The following is a 19,303-nucleotide window of genomic DNA, read 5'->3' as shown; positions in this document are numbered from 1 at the left end:
AACGGCAGCTGGCCGGGCAACACCAGCGACACGCTCTGGGACCGGCTCTTCGACATGCCGATACTCAACGGCAACCTGACCCCCAACGAAGCGTTCCCGGCGACCATCTACACCTTCCCGGGTGATCCCGTCGCCGACGCCAGTTCCAACTCGATGCTCGGCCTGTTCTACGAGCACGTCATGTACCTGGGGCTCACGCCCGATCAGGTGGCCAACCACCTGGCCACCACCGACGGCGCGATCACCGACATCGACATCTCCGGTGACTTCGACCAGTTCGGCGCCTGGATCAATGCGTGGAGCCACGGGCTGGTCGACAGCGGTTGGTGGGAAGGCTTGTTCTACTCAGTTGTGGCGTTCTTCTACAGCGCCTTCGGCGACATCAAGGACTTCTTCGGCGACTGGATGGGCATCGACTGGAGCGGCGTCGAAGACACCCTCGACTTCTGGTTCCCGGCGGAGGCCTAGCGTCGGGGAACTCGTCGCCCATCGCGTTTCCAGCTTTCCCGCCTTCCAGTAGCCGATCGCGCCCAGCCAGGTGACGGCGAACATCGCGACGATCGCCAGCCCGGCGTTATTGAGGCTGATTTCGCTGATCCAAGTGCTCACCGGACCCTCCCAATGCAGGTCGTCGTGCAGGACCGTCACCAGCTCGATCGTGCCGATCAGCAGTGCCACCGCGACCGACAGGCCGGTGACGGTGAAGTTGTAATAGATCTTGCGGGCGGGCTGCATGAAGGCCCAGTCGTAGGCGGCGGTCATCAGCAGCCCGTTGGCGGTGTCGGTCAACGCCATCCCGGCCGCGAACAGCAAGGGCAGCACCAGGACCGCGTACCACGGCAGACCGGCCGCGGCGCCGCTGCCGGCCAGCACCAGGATCGCGACCTCGGTGGCGGTGTCGAAGCCGATCCCGAACAACAGGCCGACCGGGAACATCTGCCATGGACGGCTGATCCGGTGCATGATCGGGCGCAGCAGCCGAGCCAGCAAGCCCCTGTCGCCCAACGCCGCCTCGAGGTCGTCCTCGGAGTACGAGCCGCGTCGCAATCGGGTGAACGCGCGGAATATGCCCACCATCGCGACGATGTTCATGATCGCGATCAGGTAGAGAAACAGCCCCGAAGCCGTGATGCCGGCGATGCCCAGCACGCGTCGGGTCGGTGAGGTGTCGTCGGCCAGCGTCCCCGCAACGCGAGCGCCCGCGATAACCAAGACGGCCATCAACAGCACCAGACTGGAGTGGCCCATCGCGAACCAGAAACCGACGGTTTTGGGCTTCTGTCCGTCGCTGATCAGTTTGCGGGTGGTGTTGTCGATTGCCGCGATGTGGTCGGCGTCGAACCCGTGCCGCAGCCCGAGCAGGTAGGCGGTCACGCCCAGCCCGAGCCCGAAGGCCTCGGCGCCCGCGTAGTAGCCGCGTGGTGCGATCAGGACCAGGGTGCCGAATCCGACCAGGTGCATGGCCGCGACCACGCCGGCCAGCACGGCGACGCCGACACGGTCGCGGTGATCGAAGATCGGCACGATGGCCGGCTAATGCGCGTAGGCGGGGGTTTTCGTGTCGCTGACCCGATCGGGATCGCCGGCGAAAACGCTTGCGGATGGTTGCTCGACGCGCCAGCGCGGCAAAGCCGCGGGGTGCGCGCGCTGCAGCCAGTCGACCATGCCCTCACGAACAATGCATCTGAGGTCGAACAGCGCACCGGAATCGGCCGCGCTCACCGTGATCCGCACCCGAAGGTAGCCGTCGACGGCGTCGGTGACCACCAGCCCGCTGGATCGACCGTCCCACAGGTCGCTCGCTGAGAGCAGGCGGTCCAGCTCGACGCGCATCGCATCAACCGGTGCAGCGAAGTCCACGTCGAGTTGCACGGTGCCGAGCAACTCGGTCGCTCGGCGGGTCCAGTTCTCGAACGGAGTCTTGGTGAAGTAGGTGGTCGGAAGGATCAGTCGTCGCTGATCCCAGATTTGGACCACGACATACGTCAGGGTGATCTCTTCGATGCGTCCCCACTCGCCTTCGAGCACGACGACGTCGCCGACCCGGACGGCGTCGGAAAACGAGATCTGCATGCCGGCGAAGACCGAGCCCAGCGAGGTTTGTGCTGCCAGGCCCGCGACCACCGAGAGAATCCCGGCCGACGCGAACATCGTCGTGCCGATCTGGGTGAAGGACGGAAAGGTCATCAGCGCCGCCGCCGCGCCGAGGACGACGACGACGGCGATCGCGAGCCGCCGCAGCGTGGTGATCTGCGTTTTGACCCGCCGCTGGAACCGGTCAGCATCGCTTACCTGCAACTCGCCGCCCGCGAAGCGGGCGATGGCGCGTCGCTCTGCCAGCAGCGTCAAAGCGGCAAACAACCACGTCACGGCGGCGATCATCAGGATGTGGAACAGTTGATCGACTCCGCCACGGCCCGGCGTCGATGCGGGGACGGTTGCACTGACCGCGATGCGCGCGGCAATCACCATCAGGATCACCCGAACCGGCATTCGGGTCAAAGCCGCGAAGTCGTTGACCAGTCCGCTACGCCGGCTGACGCGCTGCAGCAGCCAATACAGCGCCCAACCCAGCAGCCAGGCGCCGGCTGCCGCGCCCGCCAGCCACGCCGTGGTGACGGCAAGGTGGATTGCGGAACCTCGATCGAGTTCTTCTGGCATAGCCATATCACCTCTTTCGGTCGGATTGGGATCGCCCGCGAGTCTAGGGGAGATCGCCGTCGGGACGCCGCTGCTGCGCGATCGGTGGGGCTGACCGGCCGTCGGTGAAGATGCCCGCAGGGCACTCCCTCGTAGGGCGTTTTTAAACCGTTGCGGGTCCGATGAATTCGACGCCCGCGCGAATCGCGGGGCGGTGCCGCAAGATTCGGAAATGCGCCAGCCGGCCGAGTCCTGCCGTCGTCATCAAGCGTGCGCCCGGCCATGAGGCCACGACCTTTTCGCTCGTCGCATAGGGAGTGTCGGGGTCATCGGGGTCGTGGATGAGCAGCAGCGGCGGATAGTCGGTGCGCTCGGCAATCCGGACCATGTTGGTGTCCTCTAACGTCATTCCGATACGGCGTTCAAGACGTCGTTGCAGGCCGGCGCGTATCCGTCGGCCGAAGTTGTGGCGCGCGGCGAACAGGTCCAGGTAAATCGGGAACTCGCCCATCGGCGCGAGGAACACCAACCGTCCGACCGTGCTGCCCCACGACGCCGCGAACGCGGTCGCGTTGGCCCCCAGGGAGTGGGCGACAACCGCGCGGGCCGGCCCGTGTGTGCGGATCATGGCTGCAACCGCTTCGGCGCACTCGATGGCGGTGGTGCGACCGGGTGCGAGTACGCCCCGCTCGGACTCGTTATGGCTGGGCAGGTCGAACGCGATGACCCGATGCCCGGATTCGACCAGAGGTTTGATGAACATGCCGAGGTGTGGGCGACGCCCGCCCCAGCCGTGCACCAGATAGACCGGCGGCCCCTCGCCCCAGGACTCGCCCACGATCCGGTGTCCGTTCCAGTGCGCTTCCAGCGGCTGGCCGGGCGGGACGCCGGGCGGCATACGCAGGCTGGAATCCATGACCGGCGGGGTGCACCACAGTTCGACCGCCCACCGCGACCCGATGGCGGGCGCGAGTCGCTCCAGTAGCCAGAACGCCCGACGCACCCGAGAAGTGACCGGCGGTTGGACACCGGAGCCCTCCACATCGAGAACGATGGGGCTGGCGCCATCCGAAGCACTGGGTTTCATTTCTGGTTCCCGGCGCAGACGTCGAGCGGGCGGCGGGTTCGTTACGTCCGGCACATATCGAGGGTAGCGAGATGATGCGGTTTAGAGCCATCCTCCAGGCCGCGCTCCCCGTGACTACCGTCGATACGGTGACCGTGTCGAGATCGCGCATCACCCGGGCTTGCGCCGTGGGAAGCATCGCGCTCGCACTTGGCGCGGCCCCGTCCTGCGGCCACCCGGAGCATCCGCTGCTCCCCAGCACTCCGTTGACCACGGTGCCGGCCATACCTCGTTTCGACGCCCCCTACGCACCTCGCAAGGAGCTCGTCGCGCCGGTCTCTGCGCTGATGAACGATGCGATTGCGGTACCCCGGCTGCCGGGTGCGGTGGTCCGGATCGGGCACGCCGGCACGATCGCCTTCAGCCAGGCATTCGGCGCTCGCAAGCTCGCGGACGAACCGGGGCTCGACGGATCGCCCGCCCCCGCCGAGCCGATGACCGAGGACACGATCTTCGACATCGCGTCGTTGACGAAGTGCCTCGCGCCGGCCGTCGCGATCCTGCAACTGTATGAACAGGGCCGGGTCCGGATTGACGATCCCGTCCAGACCTACCTGCCGGAGTTCAACGAGGGCAACGACCCCCGGCGCGCCCAGGTGACGTTACGGATGCTGCTCACCCACACCTCGGGCATCGGCGGCGATTTGAGCCACCAGGGCCCATGGGGCCTGACCGAGCCCGACAAGGCCGGTGGTGTTCATCGGGCACTGACCGCGCCGCTGGAGTTCGGCCCCGGCGAGATCTTCCACTACTCGGACATCGGTTTCATCATCCTGGGCGCACTGGTCGAGACGATGACCGGCCAACCGTTGGACACTTACGTGCAAGACAACGTCTTTGCGCCGCTGGGCATGACCGAGACCCGCTATTTGCCCGCCGCCAAAGTCTGTGGCCCGCACCAGGTCCGCGGTACGGCTATCGCTTTCGATGCGAGCGCATCCCAGGACGGCCAGTGCTCGGCAGGTGGCTGGAGTACCGACCTGTTGGCCCGCATCGCGCCGACGGCGCATGACGAAGACACCCCGGGGATCAACCCCGACTACGATCAGCTGCTGCGCGGCACGGTGAATGACCCGACGGCCCGCCGCATGGGAGGGGTGGCCGGCAGCGCCGGAGTGTTCTCGACCGCCGGTGACATCGGCAGGTACGCCCAGGCCCTACTCGATCGGCTCGCCGGGCGCCCGAGTCCGTTTCCGCTGCGGCGATCGACCCTGGAATTGATGACGACACCCCAGCAGCCCGGGCACGAAGCAGCACAGCTGGCGGCCGCGAACGCCGCTGCGCAACAGGCGAATGCAACGTCACCCAATAGGGCCGATCCCCTGCTCGCTGCGCACTATCCGGCGGTCAGCGGGCAGGATCTCCGCGGTTTCGGCTGGGATATCGATACGCCCCACTCCCGGCCGCGCGGCATGAGCTTTCCGATCGGCAGCTTCGGGCACACCGGTTTCACCGGAGTGACCCTGTGGATCGACCCGGGGTCGGACACGTACGTGGTCGTGCTCGCGAACGTGATCCATCAGCGCGGCGGTCCGCCCATCGCGGGGCTCAGCGGCGAGGTGGCCACCGTGACCGGCCGGGCGCTGCATCTGTACGGCAACTGAAGGGCCGGCTCCGACCCCGTGTGGGCACTGCCGATAATGGCCGGGTGGCCGATCGCAACACGCCCGCTATCCCCGTCATCGCCCTCACGGGTTACCTCGGGGCGGGCAAGACCACGCTGCTCAACCATGTGCTCCGCGCGCCGGGAGCGCGAATCGGCGTCGTTATCAACGACTTCGGTGAACTGAACGTCGACGCCGGCCTGGTCACGGGCCAGATCGACGAACCGGTGTCCATCGCCGGCGGGTGCATCTGTCATCTGCCCGATGACGGCGCGCTGGACCAGGCGCTGGAGAAGCTGGTCGACCCGAAGCTCGCGCTCGACGCGATCATCATCGAGGCGAGCGGGGTTGCTGAGCCGGCGGCGGTATCACGAGTCATTCGGTTCAGCGGGGTGGAGCGGATACGCCACGGCGGTGTCGTCGACGTCATCGACGCAGCCGAGCACTTCGACACCGTCGACACCGGGACCGCGCCGCCGCCACGCTACGGCGTGGCATCCCTGGTCGTGGTCAACAAGTTGGATCGGATCGCTGAGGACGCCCGTGCCGAGACGCTGCGTCGGGTCGAAGCCCGTGTGCGGGAACTGAATCCCGACGCGCACGTGGTCGGCGCGGTGGCGGGACGGGTGGATCCCCGGTTGCTCTACGATGTCAACGACGGCGGTGAGTCCGGGCAGATGTCGTTTCGGGAGCTGCTCCTCGACGAGGCCCCCGGCGCCCACGATGAGCACCACGACCACGTGCACGCGACATCGGTGACCGTCGTCGGCGACGGCGCCGTCGACCCGGGACCGCTCATCGACCTGCTCGAGCAGCCGCCGCAGGGCGTCTATCGGATGAAGGGTACGGTCGCGATCGGCAAGCGCCACTACCTCTTTAACGTCGTCGGGACGTCTGTCCACGTGATGACCGCCCCTGCGGGCGCGGGGGCCAGCCACCTCGTTGCGATCGGCACGCACCTCGACGCCGAGGACGTTCGGGCACGGCTCGAGGAGGCTCTGCGTCCCGCCGGCGAGAAGGTGGCCGCCGCCGGGATGCGGCGGCTGCAGCGGCTGAGGCGCTACAGCATTTAGGCCTTGCCCTCCAAGCAGTCGCGCTTTTTCGCTTTCACGCCGGCACCCGCGCCTGAACTGACGGTCTCCCAGTTTCCGGCAACCGGATCTAGCGCAAACTGATTAGCTCCGCTGCCGGGCACGTACCAATATCGACGGCATGGCCCCCTCATTGCTTGACCGGGCGATCTACTCCTACTCAGACGTGGACCGCCTTGTTGGCCTGCACGCAGGCACCGCGAAGCGTTGGCTGGAGGGCTACACCCGCGGAGCGAAGTTCTACGACCCCGTGCTCCGAGAAGAGCCGACTGGTTCCGATTCCGTGACCTGGGGCGAAATGGTTGAGTCTCGGCTGCTGGCCGAGTATCGCAGCCGAGGCGTCCCCGTCCAACGGCTCCGTCCGGCCATCGTGGCGCTTCGCAGTGAATTCGGGCGCTACCCGCTGGCTCATGCACGCCCGTTTCTCGATGTCGAAGGACGCGAACTGGTCCGGATCGTGCAGGACCGAGTCGGCCTTGAGCGCTCGCTCCAGCTTGTGGTAATTCGCAATGGGCAGCTTGTGCTGGCTGTCCCCGCCGAGCAATTCCAATCGGCGGTCGAATACGCCGATGACGTGGTGGCTCACATGAAACCGGATGTCCGCACCCCGGACGTTGTGATGGACCCGCGCAGAGCATTCGGCCAGCCTGCGATCCGCGGCGTGAAGACTGAATCCCTCGCTGAGGACTACCGCGCCGGCACCAGTTGCGAGGCCCTCGCGGATCTTTACGACCTTGACCCCCAGCAGGTCGATGAGGCCATCCGCTTCGAACTGATCGCAGGTAGCGGGCGCACTGCCTGATGGCCCAGAGGGTTACGCCGGTGTACTTCACTGACGAGAACACCCTCGGACTGGGCAAGCTCTTACGACGCTCCGGGCGCGAGGATGTCCGCTATCGGACACGAGGACCTGCCCGAGGTCCCGTGCGGTACCGACGACCAGGACTGGCGTCCGGTCGTCGGCGCCCTCGGGCTCATTGCGCTCAGCCGAGACCGGCGCATTAGGTCACGACCTGCTGAACTGCGCGCCTACCATGAGCACGGTGTCCGCTCCGTGTGGATTGGGGCGAAACAGGATCTTGGTCCAGAGCAACAGATGGAGATTTTCCTTCAACACGAGGAGCGCTTGAAGCGGCAGATCGTCAAACGCGGTCCTGGACCCTGGGCCGTGGCGATGAGCCGGTCAGGCGTGCGGCCACTGAATCTGCGACCCAACCCCGGGGGATAAACCCGCGGTCGGCCCCATCAGACGGCCCTCAGGGCTTGCGGCGGACAGCGATACCGTTGAGCAGGCTTTCCAGGGCCGCCAGCGAATCTCTGCTCGCGCGTTTGGGGTCCGGTGAGCGGGCAACTGTCATCGCGGCTTCGCACATCGCGCCATGTACGAGGTGCGCCAGGGGCTCCACGCGCTGGCGTTCGAGGTGGCCGTCAGCGATCGCTTGAGAAAGACCCTGCCGCAGCAGCGACGTGACATGCTCGTCCTCGAGCTTGCGCATCATCTCCCAGCCGAGGACAGCGGGCGCGTCGATCAGCGTGATGCGCTGCACGCCCGGATCCAGCACAGCGTCGAAGAAAGCGCGGCAGCCGGCCAGGAAATTCTGCCAGCTGCTGTCGCCGCCTCGGGCAGCGCGCAGGACAGCCTGGCCGATCGCATGCTGCTCGGCTTCATAAACGGCGGCGAACAACGCGCGTTTGCCCGCGAAGTGGTGGTAGAGGGCGCCTTTGGTCATGCCGGCACGCTCGACGATGCCATCGACGGAGGTGGCGTCGAAGCCGTCGTCGGCGAATGCGCGGCGCGCCACCGAGACGATCTGCTCGATGGTGACGCGCGTGCGTTCTGCCTGGGTACGCGGGCCGGTCACGGTCGTCAGCATAACGTACTTGCGGTACATACTTGCGGTACATACCGACGGTATGTTTATACTGACGGTATGGAAGTTCGACGGCATGTCTGTTCGCTCTGTGAGGCCGGTTGCGGTTTGGAGAGCAGCGTGGATGTCGGTGAGGTCGTCTCCATTCGCGGCAATCGCGACCATGTTCTGAGTCGCGGACATGTGTGCCCGAAAGCCTTCGGGCTCAAGGAACTTCATGTCGATCCCGACCGTGTACGCACACCGCATCTCCGCGGCGCCGACGGGCGGCTCGAGCCCACGTCCTGGGAGGAGGCGTTCGCGGTCATCGATGAACGACTCACCGCGATCATCGACCGGCACGGCGCGGATGCCGTGGCCTTGTACCTCGGCAACCCCGTGGCACACGACTTCGCCACGACGCTGTACGCCAGTGCCGCGATGCGGGCCCTCGGCTCACGCAACATATACACCGCGAACACCGTCGACGCGATGCCGAAATTCGTTGCCTGCCAACTCATGTTCGGCGGGATGTACACCGTGCCGCTGCCCGACATCGACCGCTGCTCCTATCTGTTGATCTTGGGCGCCAACCCGATGGTGTCCAACGGGAGCCTGCTCACTGCTCCGGGTATGCGGGCACGGCTAGGCGCACTGCGGCGCCGCGGGGGACGGTTGATCGTGGTCGACCCCAACCGCACGCGAACCGCCCAAGGAGCCGACGAGCACTACCCGATCCGGCCGGGCACCGATGCGCTACTACTGGCGTCATTGGTGCAGGTGCTGTTCAGTGAGGGTCGCATCGATCTGGGCCGGCTGGGTCCGCACGTTCGCGGCGTCGAGACTGTTGAGCAGGTCACGCGCGAGTTTTCTCCGGAAACTGTTGCGCCGCGCTGCGACGTCCCGGCCGCGGAAATTCGCCGGCTCGCGCGTGATCTCGCCGCCGCGCCGGCCGCTGCCGTCTACGGCCGCACCGGCACCTGCACTCAACGATTCGGCACCGTGGCGAGCTGGCTGATTGATGTCCTCAATGTGCTGACCGGCAACCTCGATCGGCCCGGCGGCGCCATGTTCGCCCGCCCGGCGGCCGATCTGCGACTGGTGACCGCCGGGCGGACGGGCACCGCGATCGGGCGATGGCGCAGCCGCGTGCGTGGCGCCCCCGAAACCCTCGGCGAGCTGCCGCTGGCGTGCCTCGCCGAGGAGATCGACACCCCGGGGACCGGGCAGGTGAAGGCGCTGATCACCGTCGCCGGAAATCCGGCGCGCTCAGCTCCGAACAGCTCTCGCCTCGCGGCGGCATTCGAGCAGCTCGATCTCATGGTCAGCCTGGACCTGTACCGCAATGAAACGACCCAGCACGCGCACGTACTGTTGCCGGCGCCCTCGCCGCTGACCAAGCCCCACTATGACTTGTTCTTCGGCCACTTCGCGATCCGCAACACCGCCACCTACTCAGCGCCGGTGCTTCCCGCGCAGCCCGGCGAGCTAGCCGACTGGCAAATCCTGCTGCGCTTGATCGGAATCCTGGCACGGCAAGGCGCCACCGCCGACCTGAATGCCATCGACGACATGGTCGCCGAATCGCTGAACCGTGCCGTGGGCGGCGACGGGCAGGCAGGCGGCGATTCGACTGTCGAGCCCGGCGGTCCCGAACGTCTGCTCGACTTGCTGTTGCGCGCCGGGCCCTACCGCGACGGCGGCCAACCGCTGACCCTCGCCCGGGTGCGCGAATATCCCGACGGCATGGATTTCGGCCCACTGAGCCCACAACTGCCCGGGATACTCACCACGCCGTCGGGGAAGATCGAGCTCGCCCCGCCACCGCTGGTGGACGATGTTGCCCAGCTGCGCACCAGCTTGCAGCGGCCCCGCAAACACAGCATGGTGTTGGTCGGGCGGCGTCACCTGCGGTCGAACAACTCCTGGATGCACAACCTGCCCACGCTGGCCAAAGGACCAGACCGGTGCACGTTGCAGATTCACCCCACCGACGTCGCACGTCTGCAGCTCGGCACGCACGCCCGGGTGACGTCGCGCGCCGGCGTCATCGACGCTCCGGTGGAGGTGACCGACGCAGTGCGCCCCGGCGTGGTCTCGCTGCCGCATGGTTGGGGACATGACGAACCAGGAACCGCTGCCGCTATCGCGGCACGACAGCCGGGAGTCAACAGCAACGTTTTGGCGGATGGCATAGAACTCGATCCGCTGTCCGGCACCGCGGTCCTCAATGGCATACCGGTACAGATCACGGCTGCAGCAGCTTTCGAGGTCACGGAGGCAAACCTCGATGACCGCTGAGACTGTGCTGCGCGACGCACTGCGCAACTACGCCGAGGCGAAGAACCGACACGACGTCGACGCGATCGTGGCCGCCTACGCACCCGATGGCAGCTACCAAGACTCCGGTGTTCGTCAACCGGTCACCGGCCGCGCGCAATTGCGCAAGTTCTACGCGGCCTTCTTCGAATCGGTGCCCGATTACCAGGGCCACTTCGATGGGACGGCATTCGGCGACGACACGGCCGTGGTGTGGGGGCGCATGACCGGGACGGTGGGGGCCAATCTCCTTGGCCTGGCTACTCATCCCGGCAGCCGCATCGATGTGCCGGTTGCGTTCGTGGCACCTTCCGCGACGGGCAGCTCGCCAGCGACTGCGGTTACTTTGACACCAGGATCCTTCATCGCCAAGTTGATCTCGCCCGGGCGGCCAAACCATAACTGAGGAGGCAGCTTTCGTGCGCGCAATCATCCAACATGAGTGGGGCGGCCCCGCGTCCCTACGGTTGGCGGAGGCCCCTGAACCGCAGCCGGCTCCGACCGAGGTGAAAGTCCGGGTTCACGCCGCAGGTGTTAACCCGGTGGACCACTACACAAGTGACGGCCGGGCATACAACCGAGTGCTCAATCTGCCGTTCATTCATGGTTGGGACGTGTCAGGGGTCATCGAGGAGACCGGTTACGGCGTCAACCGGTTCCAGGTCGGCGATCGGGTTTTCGGAATGCCGTGGTTCCCGCGGCAAGCCGGCGGTTACGCCGAGTTCGTCACCGGGCCGTCACGGCACTTCGCGGCTATGCCCGCCGGGTTGGACTTCACCGAAGCAGCCGCCCTACCGCTCGCGGGGCTGACCGCATGGCAGATGCTTGTCGACGTCGCCCACGTGGCGCCCGGCCAGCACGTGCTGATATCCGGCGCCGCGGGGGGCGTGGGGCACTTGGCGGTCCAGATCGCCAAAGCGCACGGCGCCTACGTCATCGGCACCGCCCGCGCCACCAAACACGGCTTCCTTCGCGAGCTGGGTGTTGACCAGGCGGTGGATTACACCGTTACGCCGGTCCACGAGGTGGTCCGTGAGGTGGACGTGGTGATCCAGATGTTCGGTGGCGATGCCGGTATCGAGGCATTGGAATGTCTTCGTCCCGGTGGAATCCTGGTCAGCGCTCAAGCCGCCTGGACGCCGGGGCTTTACGAGCGTGCCAAAGAGCTCGGGGTTCACGCCTACGGCTACCTGGTCGAGCCCGACGCTGCCGGCCTGCAGGGCCTCGCGCGCCTCGTCGAAAGCGGACAGTTACGGGTGCACATCTCCGAGCAGCTCCCGCTATCCGACGCGGCGCGTGCCCTGGCCATCAGCAGCCAGGGCCGCACCAGCGGCAAGATCATTCTCACCGTGGTGTGACCGAACATGACTTCTCGTGAATTGCGTGTCGGGGTCGTGGCGCTGCTTGCCGCCGACCAATGGCCGGGTACCGAGCTTGGCCAAGTCGTCGGTCTGGTGCGGACCGTCGAAGATCTCGGCTTCGACTCGCTCTGGGCCAACGACTCATTGATCGGCCCACGCATCGAAGCACTGACATTTCTTGCGGCCGCTGCTGCGGTCGCTGAGCGGGTCACCCTTGGCACCGCTGCGCTTCTTCCTGCGTTGCGCAGACCGGTGCAAGCCGCGCAAGCGCTTGCTTCCATCGATCGACTGGCGCAGGGTCGACTCGTGGTAGCCGTCGGCGCCGGCTTTCCGGGGATATCGGAGACCGAATACGCGGTGTCGGAAGTGTCGTGGCGACGGCGCTCCCGGCGGCTCGATGAGACTGTTGCGCTCTGGCGGCAGCTCTGGGCCGGGGCAGGGCCGAACTCGTTTCACGGCGACACGATTGCCCTGACTGACATACCCTCTGGCATAACGCCGTTCAATCCGGGCGGGCCGCCGGTCTGGCTTGCCGGGGACACGCCGCGCGCCCGTGCTCGGGCGGGGTCGGCCTATGACGGGTGGCTGCCCTACCCACCGACGCCGTCGGGTTTCGCGGCGGGTCTCGGTGATGTTCGCGCCGCGGCCGTGCGGGCTGGGCGGCCGACTAACGCCGTCACCCCAGCCCTTTTTGTGACGGTCCTGGTGACGGAATCGCCCGATGGCGGTCGATCCGAACTCGATCGCTTCACCACCGCAACGTATGGATTCCCACTTGCGGTCGTCGAGAGTCTGCAGGCCTTCGCCGCCGGGTCCGCTGAGGCGGTTGCGGCCAAGCTGGCGAGCTACATCGATGCCGGAGTGCGCCATTTGGTCTGCCGTATCGGGGTGCTCACACAGGACGCGTTCCAGGTGCAGCTGAGGCGACTTCGAGATGTGAAGGAACGCTTGGAGAAGCCGTCCCATGCTTACCCGTGAGCGCACGACGGTCGGCTTGCTCCGCGAGTACCAGAGCTTCGCTGGTTTGCTGGCCACGCTTGACATGTCGATGTGGACCCGGGCCACCCGCTGCGCCGGTTGGCAGGTGCGCGACGTCGCCGCCCACGTTGTGGGTCAGGCCATCGACACCGTCACCGGAGCAGGCGGTACGCGAAGCGCCGATGAACAGGCGGCGTCGCTGCGCGGCCAGCCGCCTAGCGACCTCGCCGCCCAGATGCGCGAGATCGGAGATTCGGCAGCAGGGCTGGTGGCCGCCTTCGACGACGACATCTGGGCCCGGCCCAGCCCCTTGCCGCGTTTCACCGTCGGCCAGGCGATACATGCGTTGCTGATGGACGCGTACGTGCACGCCGACGACATCCGCGACGCCATCGATCAGCCATCTGACTTTGGCGAGGGACTTTATGACAGCCTGGATTTCGTGGTCGATACCCTAAGCCAGGACCCGGTCGCTGCAGCCGACTCGTGCTTGGCTCGCCTGCTTGCGATACCGGCGGCGACATTCGCAACGGAGAGCGGAATCGACGCCCATGAATTCCTTCTCGCTGCTACCGGGCGACGCGACCCGCGCGTGCTTGGGCTTCCCGAAACGGTCAATATCTTTCGGGCGTGAGTGGTGAGTGGCCAGCAGCTCAGTAGCCGAGATGCTCGGACACGGGGCGATGAATTCCCAGCCCGAGCAGGGTCTGCCAGCGCTTACTTCATGGCGCCCCGGCTGGCCGGTCTTGGCGAACGAAGGTAACTCGCAGCGCCCGATAATCGAGCCCCGCGCGCCGCGCATTTGGTGCGGCGCATCGCAGGGAAGTTGGTTAGCCTGAGCCGGTGATTGTGGAGCTCAACGGGAGCCAACGGGGAGGGTGGCTCTATGCCGACGGCACCCCCTATGCGCAGCGATCGCTTCCTCCTAATCTAGTGATCAGAGAGTTTTCTCGGTTCGAGCTCGCCAGTGGCGGCGGGCTTCCCCGCGGATGGCAGATCGAGTCGTTCGTTGTGGCTCCATGGTTCGGCCAGCCTGGCGGTGGTACTGCGTATCGGCTGCTCGATCAGAACAACCACACCGGCCCCTTGTTACGGCTCATCGACGCCGGGCTCGCTAGATCGACACATGCCGAGATTACGCCGCTCCCCGTACCGCCGGACCACATCGCAGCTCCCATGGTCGATCTTCGTGCCTACCCCGAGCCGTACCGCCCTGTCGCCCGGGCGTGGTTTCAATGGCGGATTATCGCGATCGAGGGCAGGCAGCCGTTTTTCGACGCCAAACGATTTCCTTGGCTGCCTGCGGACTTTGGGCCTTTGTTGACAGCTAGCGAGAGACTGTGGGGTGAGGAGCAGCCGTTGGTTACCGATGGCATGCTCACCTTCAGTCTGGGCGGTATTGAATTCGGGTTTTTTCTCAACACCGACGACAAATGGGTTGTACAGCAACGTGATCGCAATATCTGGCACCAGAACTGGGGCTTCCTCCTACTCGACGATGCCCAGAAGTTCCTGCTGTTCCTGATCGCAGAGGAAGCCAGAGCCTTGCGCGGTCTACCGAACATCGGCACGAGCTGGTACCGCGACAAACCGGCTTGCGGAATCGAATCCGTTCGATACCAGCAGGACTCGCGCGCAGGTGCGGTGTATATACGGGCGGCGGGGTCCAAGAGCGAGTACCTGGCGTGGATGGACGAGTGGGATGCCACGCGATTCGCACCCGCTTTCGGGTACAGCTACAACGAACTGCATACGGTCCTCAGCCAAGATATTCCACCCGCGTGGTTCGTCGAACTCGGGTGAGCTGCTGGATGAAGACTCCGTATACCCCCACTCGCATGACACGAGTTGAGATACATGGCAAGGGGATGACGCCGGCGCTCATTGCCCGCCCCGGGCGGTGAGGCCGCCGTCCGTAGCACGGGAACCCAACGAACAGCAGGCCCTGCCACCACTGCTGTTCCTGCGCCAGGACGTCCGCCCAACAGAGAACCTCGGTGTTCTGTCAACGGCCAGCGGGGGCGCGTATTACAAATAGCAAAACCGGCTCTGCGTCCGGGGCCAAGTGGCAGGTGGGCGAAAACCTCGACGAAGCGCCAAATGTCGTGTCCGTGGCCATGTAAAAGTCTCCAGTGGTGGCCAGGTGTAGGTCCCCGCTGATGGCCAGGTAGATGTCCCCACTCCCTTGCTTGTCGTGTTGATCCGGGGAGCTCGTGGCCTGGGCGGTGACGGTGATAGCGCCAACTGTCACTTCACCGCCCAGGGAGTTCCATTGAAGTCTGCGAGGGAGAATATGAACATCGTCTCGACGTATCGGGAAGTCGGAACGTATCGGGGTGCCGCCGATTTGTGTGGCACGACGCATAAGACGGTCAAGCGGGTGGTCGAGCGGGCCGAGGCCGGCGGCGAGCTGCCGGCGCGGGTGCCGCGTGCCCGCAATTTCGATCAGGTGGTCGACCTGGTTGCGCAGCGGGTGGAGAAGTCGAAGGGCCGGATCTCGGCGAAGCGGTTGTTGCCGATCGCCCGTGCTGACGGTTACGAGGGTTCGGCGCGTAACTTCCGGCGTCTGGTTGCGGCGCAGAAAGCGTTGTGGCGCAAGGATCATCATCGTGGTCGGCGTCCTGGGGTGTGGGCGGCGGGTGAGTATCTGGTCATTGATTGGGCCGAGGTCGCTCCGGGGTTGTTCGCGTTCTGCGCGGTGCTGGCGTTTTCGCGGTGGCGGTTCGTGCGGTTCGCCGCCGATCAGAAGGCGGCCACCACGATGGCGATGATCGCCGAGGCGCTGGCCGTGATCGGCGGGGTGCCGGCCAAGGTGCTTGCCGACCGGATGGGTTGCCTCAAAGGCGGGGTGGTCGCCAATGTTGTGGTGCCGACCGCGGACTATGTCCGGTTCGCCACCCACTACGGTTTCCGCCCGGATTGGTGTCACGGCAACGATCCGGCCTCCAAGGGCATCGTGGAGCATCTGTGCGGCTATTCCCAGCGCGACCTGGTGGTGCCACTGCTCACCGAGGCGCAGATCGCAGGGGTGCCGGTGAGCCTGGCGACCGCCAATACGGCCGCGGTCGCGTGGTGCGCCGAAGTCAACGCCGCGGTGCACTCAGAGATCGCCGCCGTGCCCGATGAGCGGCTGGCTACCGAGCAGCAGGTGCTGGCACCGTTGCCCTCCCTGCGACCCGAGATCGGCGCCGCGTCGGTGACCCGCAAGGTCGACCGGTTGGCCTGCATCCGCTACGGCTCGGCGCGTTACTCGGTACCCACCCGGCTGATCGGGACGGCCGTCAGGATCGTCATCGACCACGGTGCCCTGATCGTGGTGGAATCGGCCACGGGCGCGATCGTGGCCGAGCATGAGCTGCTCGCACCCGGTGAAACGTCGATCCTTGATGAACACTACGACGGGCCACGTCCGGCACCCAGTCGTGGGCCACGCCCGAAAACCACTGCGGAGAAACAGTTCTGCGCTCTCGGTGAGGAAGCTGAAGCATTCTTGGTCGGTGCTGCCGCGATCGGCTACACCCGGCTGGGCTCGGAGTTGGACATCCTGCTGGGCCTGGGCGCCGCCCACGGCGAGCATGCGCTGGTAGCGGCGCTGCGCCGTGCGGTGGCATTCAAACGGTTCCGGGCTGCCGACGTGCGTTCCATCCTGGCCGCGGGCACTGGCACCCCCCAACCCCGCCCCGCCGGGGAGGCCCTGGTGCTTGACCTGCCGGTCTCCTCGACCCGATCCCTAGACGCCTACAAGGTCAGCGGCACTCGTGACGGGAGCCGCCCATGAGCACAACCGGCGCTAAAACCGTTACCCCCAAGGCAGCTCCACCGCTGGCCGCCGACCTCGATGCCGGCTTACGTCGGCTCAAACTGGCCACCGTACGACGCAGTGCCCCCGAGGTCTTGCTGACAGCCAAGACCCAGCGCTGGACTCCCGAGGAGGTGCTGCGCACCCTGGTCGAGGCCGAGATCGCAGCCCGCGACGCCTCCAACGCCGCCAACCGGCTCAAGGCCGCCGCCTTCCCGGTCATCAAGACTATCGAGGGCTTCGAAGTGACCTCCTCCTCCATTCCGCAGGCCACCGTGGATTACCTCTCCAGCCTGGAATGGATACGCGCCCAACACAATCTGGCGATTATCGGCCCGCCGGGCACCGGCAAGAGCCACGTCCTGATCGGGCTCGGTCACGCTGCTATCGACGCCGGCCACAAGGTCCGCTACTTCACCGCAGCCGACCTGATCGACACGCTCTACCGCGGCCTGGCTGACAACACCGTCGGCAAGATCATCGACACCCTGCTACGCGCCGACCTCGTAATCTTGGACGAGATCGGCTTCGCCCCGCTCGATGACACCGGCACCCAGCTGCTGTTCCGGCTCGTGGCCGCCGGCTACGAACGCCGGTCATTGGCGGTGGCCTCCCACTGGCCGTTCGAGCAATGGGGACGCTTCCTGCCTGAGCACACCACCGCGGCCAGCATCCTCGACCGGCTACTGCACCACGCGACCGTCGTCGTCACCGACGGCGAGTCCTACCGCATGCGCCACGCCCACCACAAACAAGGAGGTGGCCGCTGAACTAGCCCGCAAGGGGTGGGGACTTTTCCTGGCCACCAGCGGGGACTTCAACTTGGCCATTGACAACTGCGGGTAGTCGGTTCATCGAGTTGTCCCTCGACTTTCGTCTATCACGGGCGAAAACACCTTAGGGACAGCGGCTGTCGACGTTGTCTGAACATTCGTTCACAAGTGTTGCGCTATCGGGAGAGTTCGAATATTTCGCCCTTGATCGCCCACCCCTCTTCGGCTGATTCGGGCGTAGCGGCCAACAACTCTCCAGCCACACAGAGGTGGTCGTCGGGATCCCACTTCACCCCTGCCCGATAGGGTGATACGAGCCGCGGCCTTGCGCCGAGCACTGCCCGGTGGTCGTCGCGAAGATACCCCTCGATCTCTTCAGGTTGTGCTGGAAGGATTTTCGTGAGTCGTGCCGCGACCTCAGGCAGGACTGCCGTGTCGGTGTGGGTCTCAAAGGCGCAGATCACACCGTCGACGATCCCTTTCACCCAACTGCCCCACACCGGCTGGGGCCGGCGATGACGGGGTACCCGAACTTCGATGCGGACACCGAAGGGACTGTTCGGCGCAATCACCGGAAAGAAGGCCTGGGCCTCTCCGCGCCACAGCGCCAACCACACCTGAGCCAACTGCTTCTCGGCCTTGAACGCACCCAGGTCGGTCCAGCCAAATGCGGCCAGTGCTCGCCCCTTTTGCCAATGTGTGAGGGCGTCCGCCCGTGACGCGAGCGCGTATCGGTAGTAGAACCGATGCTCGTCGCCTTGATCAGTCGGCGGCACCAGGTCGCCGTATTCAAAGCGGATCCCGTTGCTACTAGCGACGCGAAACGTGTCAATGTTGTAGATCACAAGGTTTTCGACATCGGCGTTCGGGAGCTTCGCACCGCAGAACGTCGCGTGCAATACCTGCCCTGCCTCGGGTTCGAGTTGTCGGCTTCGACTGCGGATCTGATCACGGACATGCTTTTGCCAGGCTGGCAGGCGCTCAAAGCGGATGTAGTCATCGGTCCAGACCCGGATTGCGGCGTTATCCGGATTCGGCCCGTCAATCACGAAACGCCCCTCGGGCATCGCGGCAGGCATCGCCCTCTGCGTCCGTTTCGCTTAAGCAGGCCGGGCAGCGGCACCTGCCGGATGGCAGGTCCCGCAACGTTGGATGGACTCCCCGACACGGTCGCGCGCCCATTGGTCGAGGTCGGCCAATTGATCGGCGCACACCTTCACGTAGTCGCCGCTCGTCCATGTACCACCGTGCGCTGGGACGCCATTGATCGTCCAGCAACTGGCACGATGCACCTTCGCAGTGGTCGGGTTGTGACTACGCAGGGTGTTGATTACGTAGCCATCGGGATGGCCGTCAAGCCAGTTCAGATAGCTTTCGTCGTCATCCCGGAACTCATGGGCTGCCATCACTATCCCTCCCCGGATCTCCGCTGAAACCCGACCTCGAAACAGGCCCGTAGTTTAAAGCCGCACTCTGACAATTCGAGAGGTCGCTGGATACCATCGCCGTATTGGTACGAACGTGTGTGGCGCTCCACGGGTTTTCGTGGGCGCCTTTCGGCTGTTCAGGGCGGTTTCCTGTTGCGGGGAGCGGGTTCGGCGTTTCTTGGGTGAAATGAGGGACGCGCACGCGGTGTGCCTCTAGGTTTCGGGGTTACCACACCAACCTCAACCGCAAGGAACGATCCGCGTGCGCGTCAGTACTGCATTTAACCGCCTATTGCAGATTCCCGGGGCTTCGGTCACCGATGTCGTCATCGATG

General features: G+C 65.7%; 17 protein-coding genes and 3 pseudogenes. 13 read left to right on the top strand and 7 right to left on the bottom strand.

Translation table 11 applies throughout. The features are described from left to right. A pseudogene (locus A5771_RS23710) lies at positions 1-468 on the top strand (PE-PPE domain-containing protein); the annotation flags it as partial. 66 nt (positions 469-534) lie between these two features. Here the strand turns inward: A5771_RS23710 and A5771_RS01665 are convergent. From A5771_RS01665 to A5771_RS01655, 3 genes and pseudogenes are all read right to left on the bottom strand, one after another. Next, positions 535-1,461, bottom strand: a pseudogene (locus tag A5771_RS01665) (HoxN/HupN/NixA family nickel/cobalt transporter); the annotation flags it as partial. A gap of 72 nt (positions 1,462-1,533) precedes the next feature. Next, complete coding sequence (locus tag A5771_RS01660) at positions 1,534-2,661, bottom strand: mechanosensitive ion channel family protein (RefSeq protein WP_064853464.1); 1,128 nt, start codon at positions 2,659-2,661, stop codon at positions 1,534-1,536. Between the two features lie 142 nt (positions 2,662-2,803). Beyond that, positions 2,804-3,727: an alpha/beta fold hydrolase gene (locus A5771_RS01655; protein ID WP_064853463.1), complete on the bottom strand. Its 924-nt coding sequence runs from the start codon at positions 3,725-3,727 to the stop codon at positions 2,804-2,806. Between the two features lie 74 nt (positions 3,728-3,801). On the opposite strand from A5771_RS01655, the gene A5771_RS01650 reads away from it, so the two are divergent. The 4 genes from A5771_RS01650 (at position 3,802) to A5771_RS24585 (ending at position 7,689) form a co-directional block, all read left to right on the top strand. After that, positions 3,802-5,370 carry a serine hydrolase domain-containing protein gene (locus A5771_RS01650; protein WP_207545371.1) on the top strand — a complete coding sequence of 523 codons (1,569 nt, stop codon included), beginning with the start codon at positions 3,802-3,804 and terminating at the stop codon, positions 5,368-5,370. A gap of 44 nt (positions 5,371-5,414) precedes the next feature. Further along, on the top strand, positions 5,415-6,443 hold the full coding sequence (locus A5771_RS01645) for a CobW family GTP-binding protein (RefSeq protein ID WP_064853462.1): 1,029 nt from the start codon (positions 5,415-5,417) through the stop codon (positions 6,441-6,443). Positions 6,444-6,582: 139 nt separating this feature from the next. Further along, complete coding sequence (locus tag A5771_RS01640) at positions 6,583-7,263, top strand: DUF433 domain-containing protein (protein ID WP_064853461.1); 681 nt, start codon at positions 6,583-6,585, stop codon at positions 7,261-7,263. 84 nt (positions 7,264-7,347) lie between these two features. Then, complete coding sequence (locus tag A5771_RS24585; protein WP_165606180.1) at positions 7,348-7,689, top strand: hypothetical protein; 342 nt, start codon at positions 7,348-7,350, stop codon at positions 7,687-7,689. A 28-nt stretch (positions 7,690-7,717) separates the two neighbouring features. Here the strand turns inward: A5771_RS24585 and A5771_RS01635 are convergent, their stop codons facing one another. Next, entirely contained in the window at positions 7,718-8,191 is a 474-nt protein-coding gene (locus A5771_RS01635; RefSeq protein ID WP_234782902.1) for a TetR/AcrR family transcriptional regulator, read from the bottom strand. Further along, positions 8,192-8,335: pseudogene (locus A5771_RS23705) on the bottom strand (TetR family transcriptional regulator); the annotation flags it as partial. A gap of 57 nt (positions 8,336-8,392) precedes the next feature. On the opposite strand from A5771_RS23705, the gene A5771_RS01630 reads away from it, so the two are divergent. The 8 genes from A5771_RS01630 to istB all read left to right on the top strand — a co-directional run bounded on the left by A5771_RS01630 (position 8,393) and on the right by istB (position 17,538). Further along, the gene (locus tag A5771_RS01630; protein ID WP_082946997.1) at positions 8,393-10,612 is read left to right on the top strand and encodes a molybdopterin-dependent oxidoreductase; all 2,220 of its coding nucleotides are present in this window, start codon (positions 8,393-8,395) and stop codon (positions 10,610-10,612) included. Beyond that, positions 10,602-11,036: a nuclear transport factor 2 family protein gene (locus tag A5771_RS01625; protein ID WP_234782900.1), complete on the top strand. Its 435-nt coding sequence runs from the start codon at positions 10,602-10,604 to the stop codon at positions 11,034-11,036. The genes A5771_RS01630 and A5771_RS01625 overlap by 11 nt, the downstream gene beginning before the upstream one ends. A 13-nt stretch (positions 11,037-11,049) precedes the next feature. Then, a complete protein-coding gene (locus tag A5771_RS01620; RefSeq protein ID WP_064853458.1) occupies positions 11,050-11,988 on the top strand; it encodes an NADP-dependent oxidoreductase in 939 nt (312 codons plus the stop codon). A 6-nt stretch (positions 11,989-11,994) separates the two neighbouring features. After that, positions 11,995-12,969: an LLM class flavin-dependent oxidoreductase gene (locus A5771_RS01615; RefSeq protein ID WP_082946995.1), complete on the top strand. Its 975-nt coding sequence runs from the start codon at positions 11,995-11,997 to the stop codon at positions 12,967-12,969. Continuing rightward, complete coding sequence (locus tag A5771_RS01610; RefSeq protein WP_064853457.1) at positions 12,956-13,603, top strand: maleylpyruvate isomerase family mycothiol-dependent enzyme; 648 nt, start codon at positions 12,956-12,958, stop codon at positions 13,601-13,603. Before A5771_RS01615 ends, A5771_RS01610 begins: the two co-directional genes overlap by 14 nt. Positions 13,604-13,812: 209 nt before the next feature. Next, positions 13,813-14,772 (top strand): TNT domain-containing protein, encoded by a 960-nt coding sequence (locus A5771_RS01605; protein WP_082946994.1) that lies wholly within the window; start codon positions 13,813-13,815, stop codon positions 14,770-14,772. Between the two features lie 469 nt (positions 14,773-15,241). After that, a complete protein-coding gene (gene istA, locus A5771_RS01595; protein ID WP_082946993.1) occupies positions 15,242-16,747 on the top strand; it encodes an IS21 family transposase in 1,506 nt (501 codons plus the stop codon). Further along, entirely contained in the window at positions 16,744-17,538 is a 795-nt protein-coding gene (gene istB, locus A5771_RS01590) for an IS21-like element helper ATPase IstB (RefSeq protein WP_064853453.1), read from the top strand. The genes istA and istB overlap by 4 nt, the downstream gene beginning before the upstream one ends. A 179-nt stretch (positions 17,539-17,717) precedes the next feature. On the opposite strand, the gene A5771_RS01585 is transcribed toward istB, so the two are convergent. Next, a complete protein-coding gene (locus A5771_RS01585; protein WP_064853452.1) occupies positions 17,718-18,620 on the bottom strand; it encodes a hypothetical protein in 903 nt (300 codons plus the stop codon). Positions 18,621-18,641: 21 nt separating this feature from the next. Beyond that, positions 18,642-18,947, bottom strand: coding sequence for a hypothetical protein (locus A5771_RS22385; RefSeq protein WP_109400987.1), 306 nt, complete (start codon positions 18,945-18,947; stop codon positions 18,642-18,644). Between the last annotated feature and the right edge of the window lie 356 nt (positions 18,948-19,303).

The sequence above is a fragment of the Mycolicibacter sinensis genome, from assembly GCF_001667375.1.
GTDB classification, from domain to species: domain Bacteria; phylum Actinomycetota; class Actinomycetes; order Mycobacteriales; family Mycobacteriaceae; genus Mycobacterium; species Mycobacterium sinense_A.
This window is presented reverse-complemented; position numbering and strand designations above follow the sequence as displayed.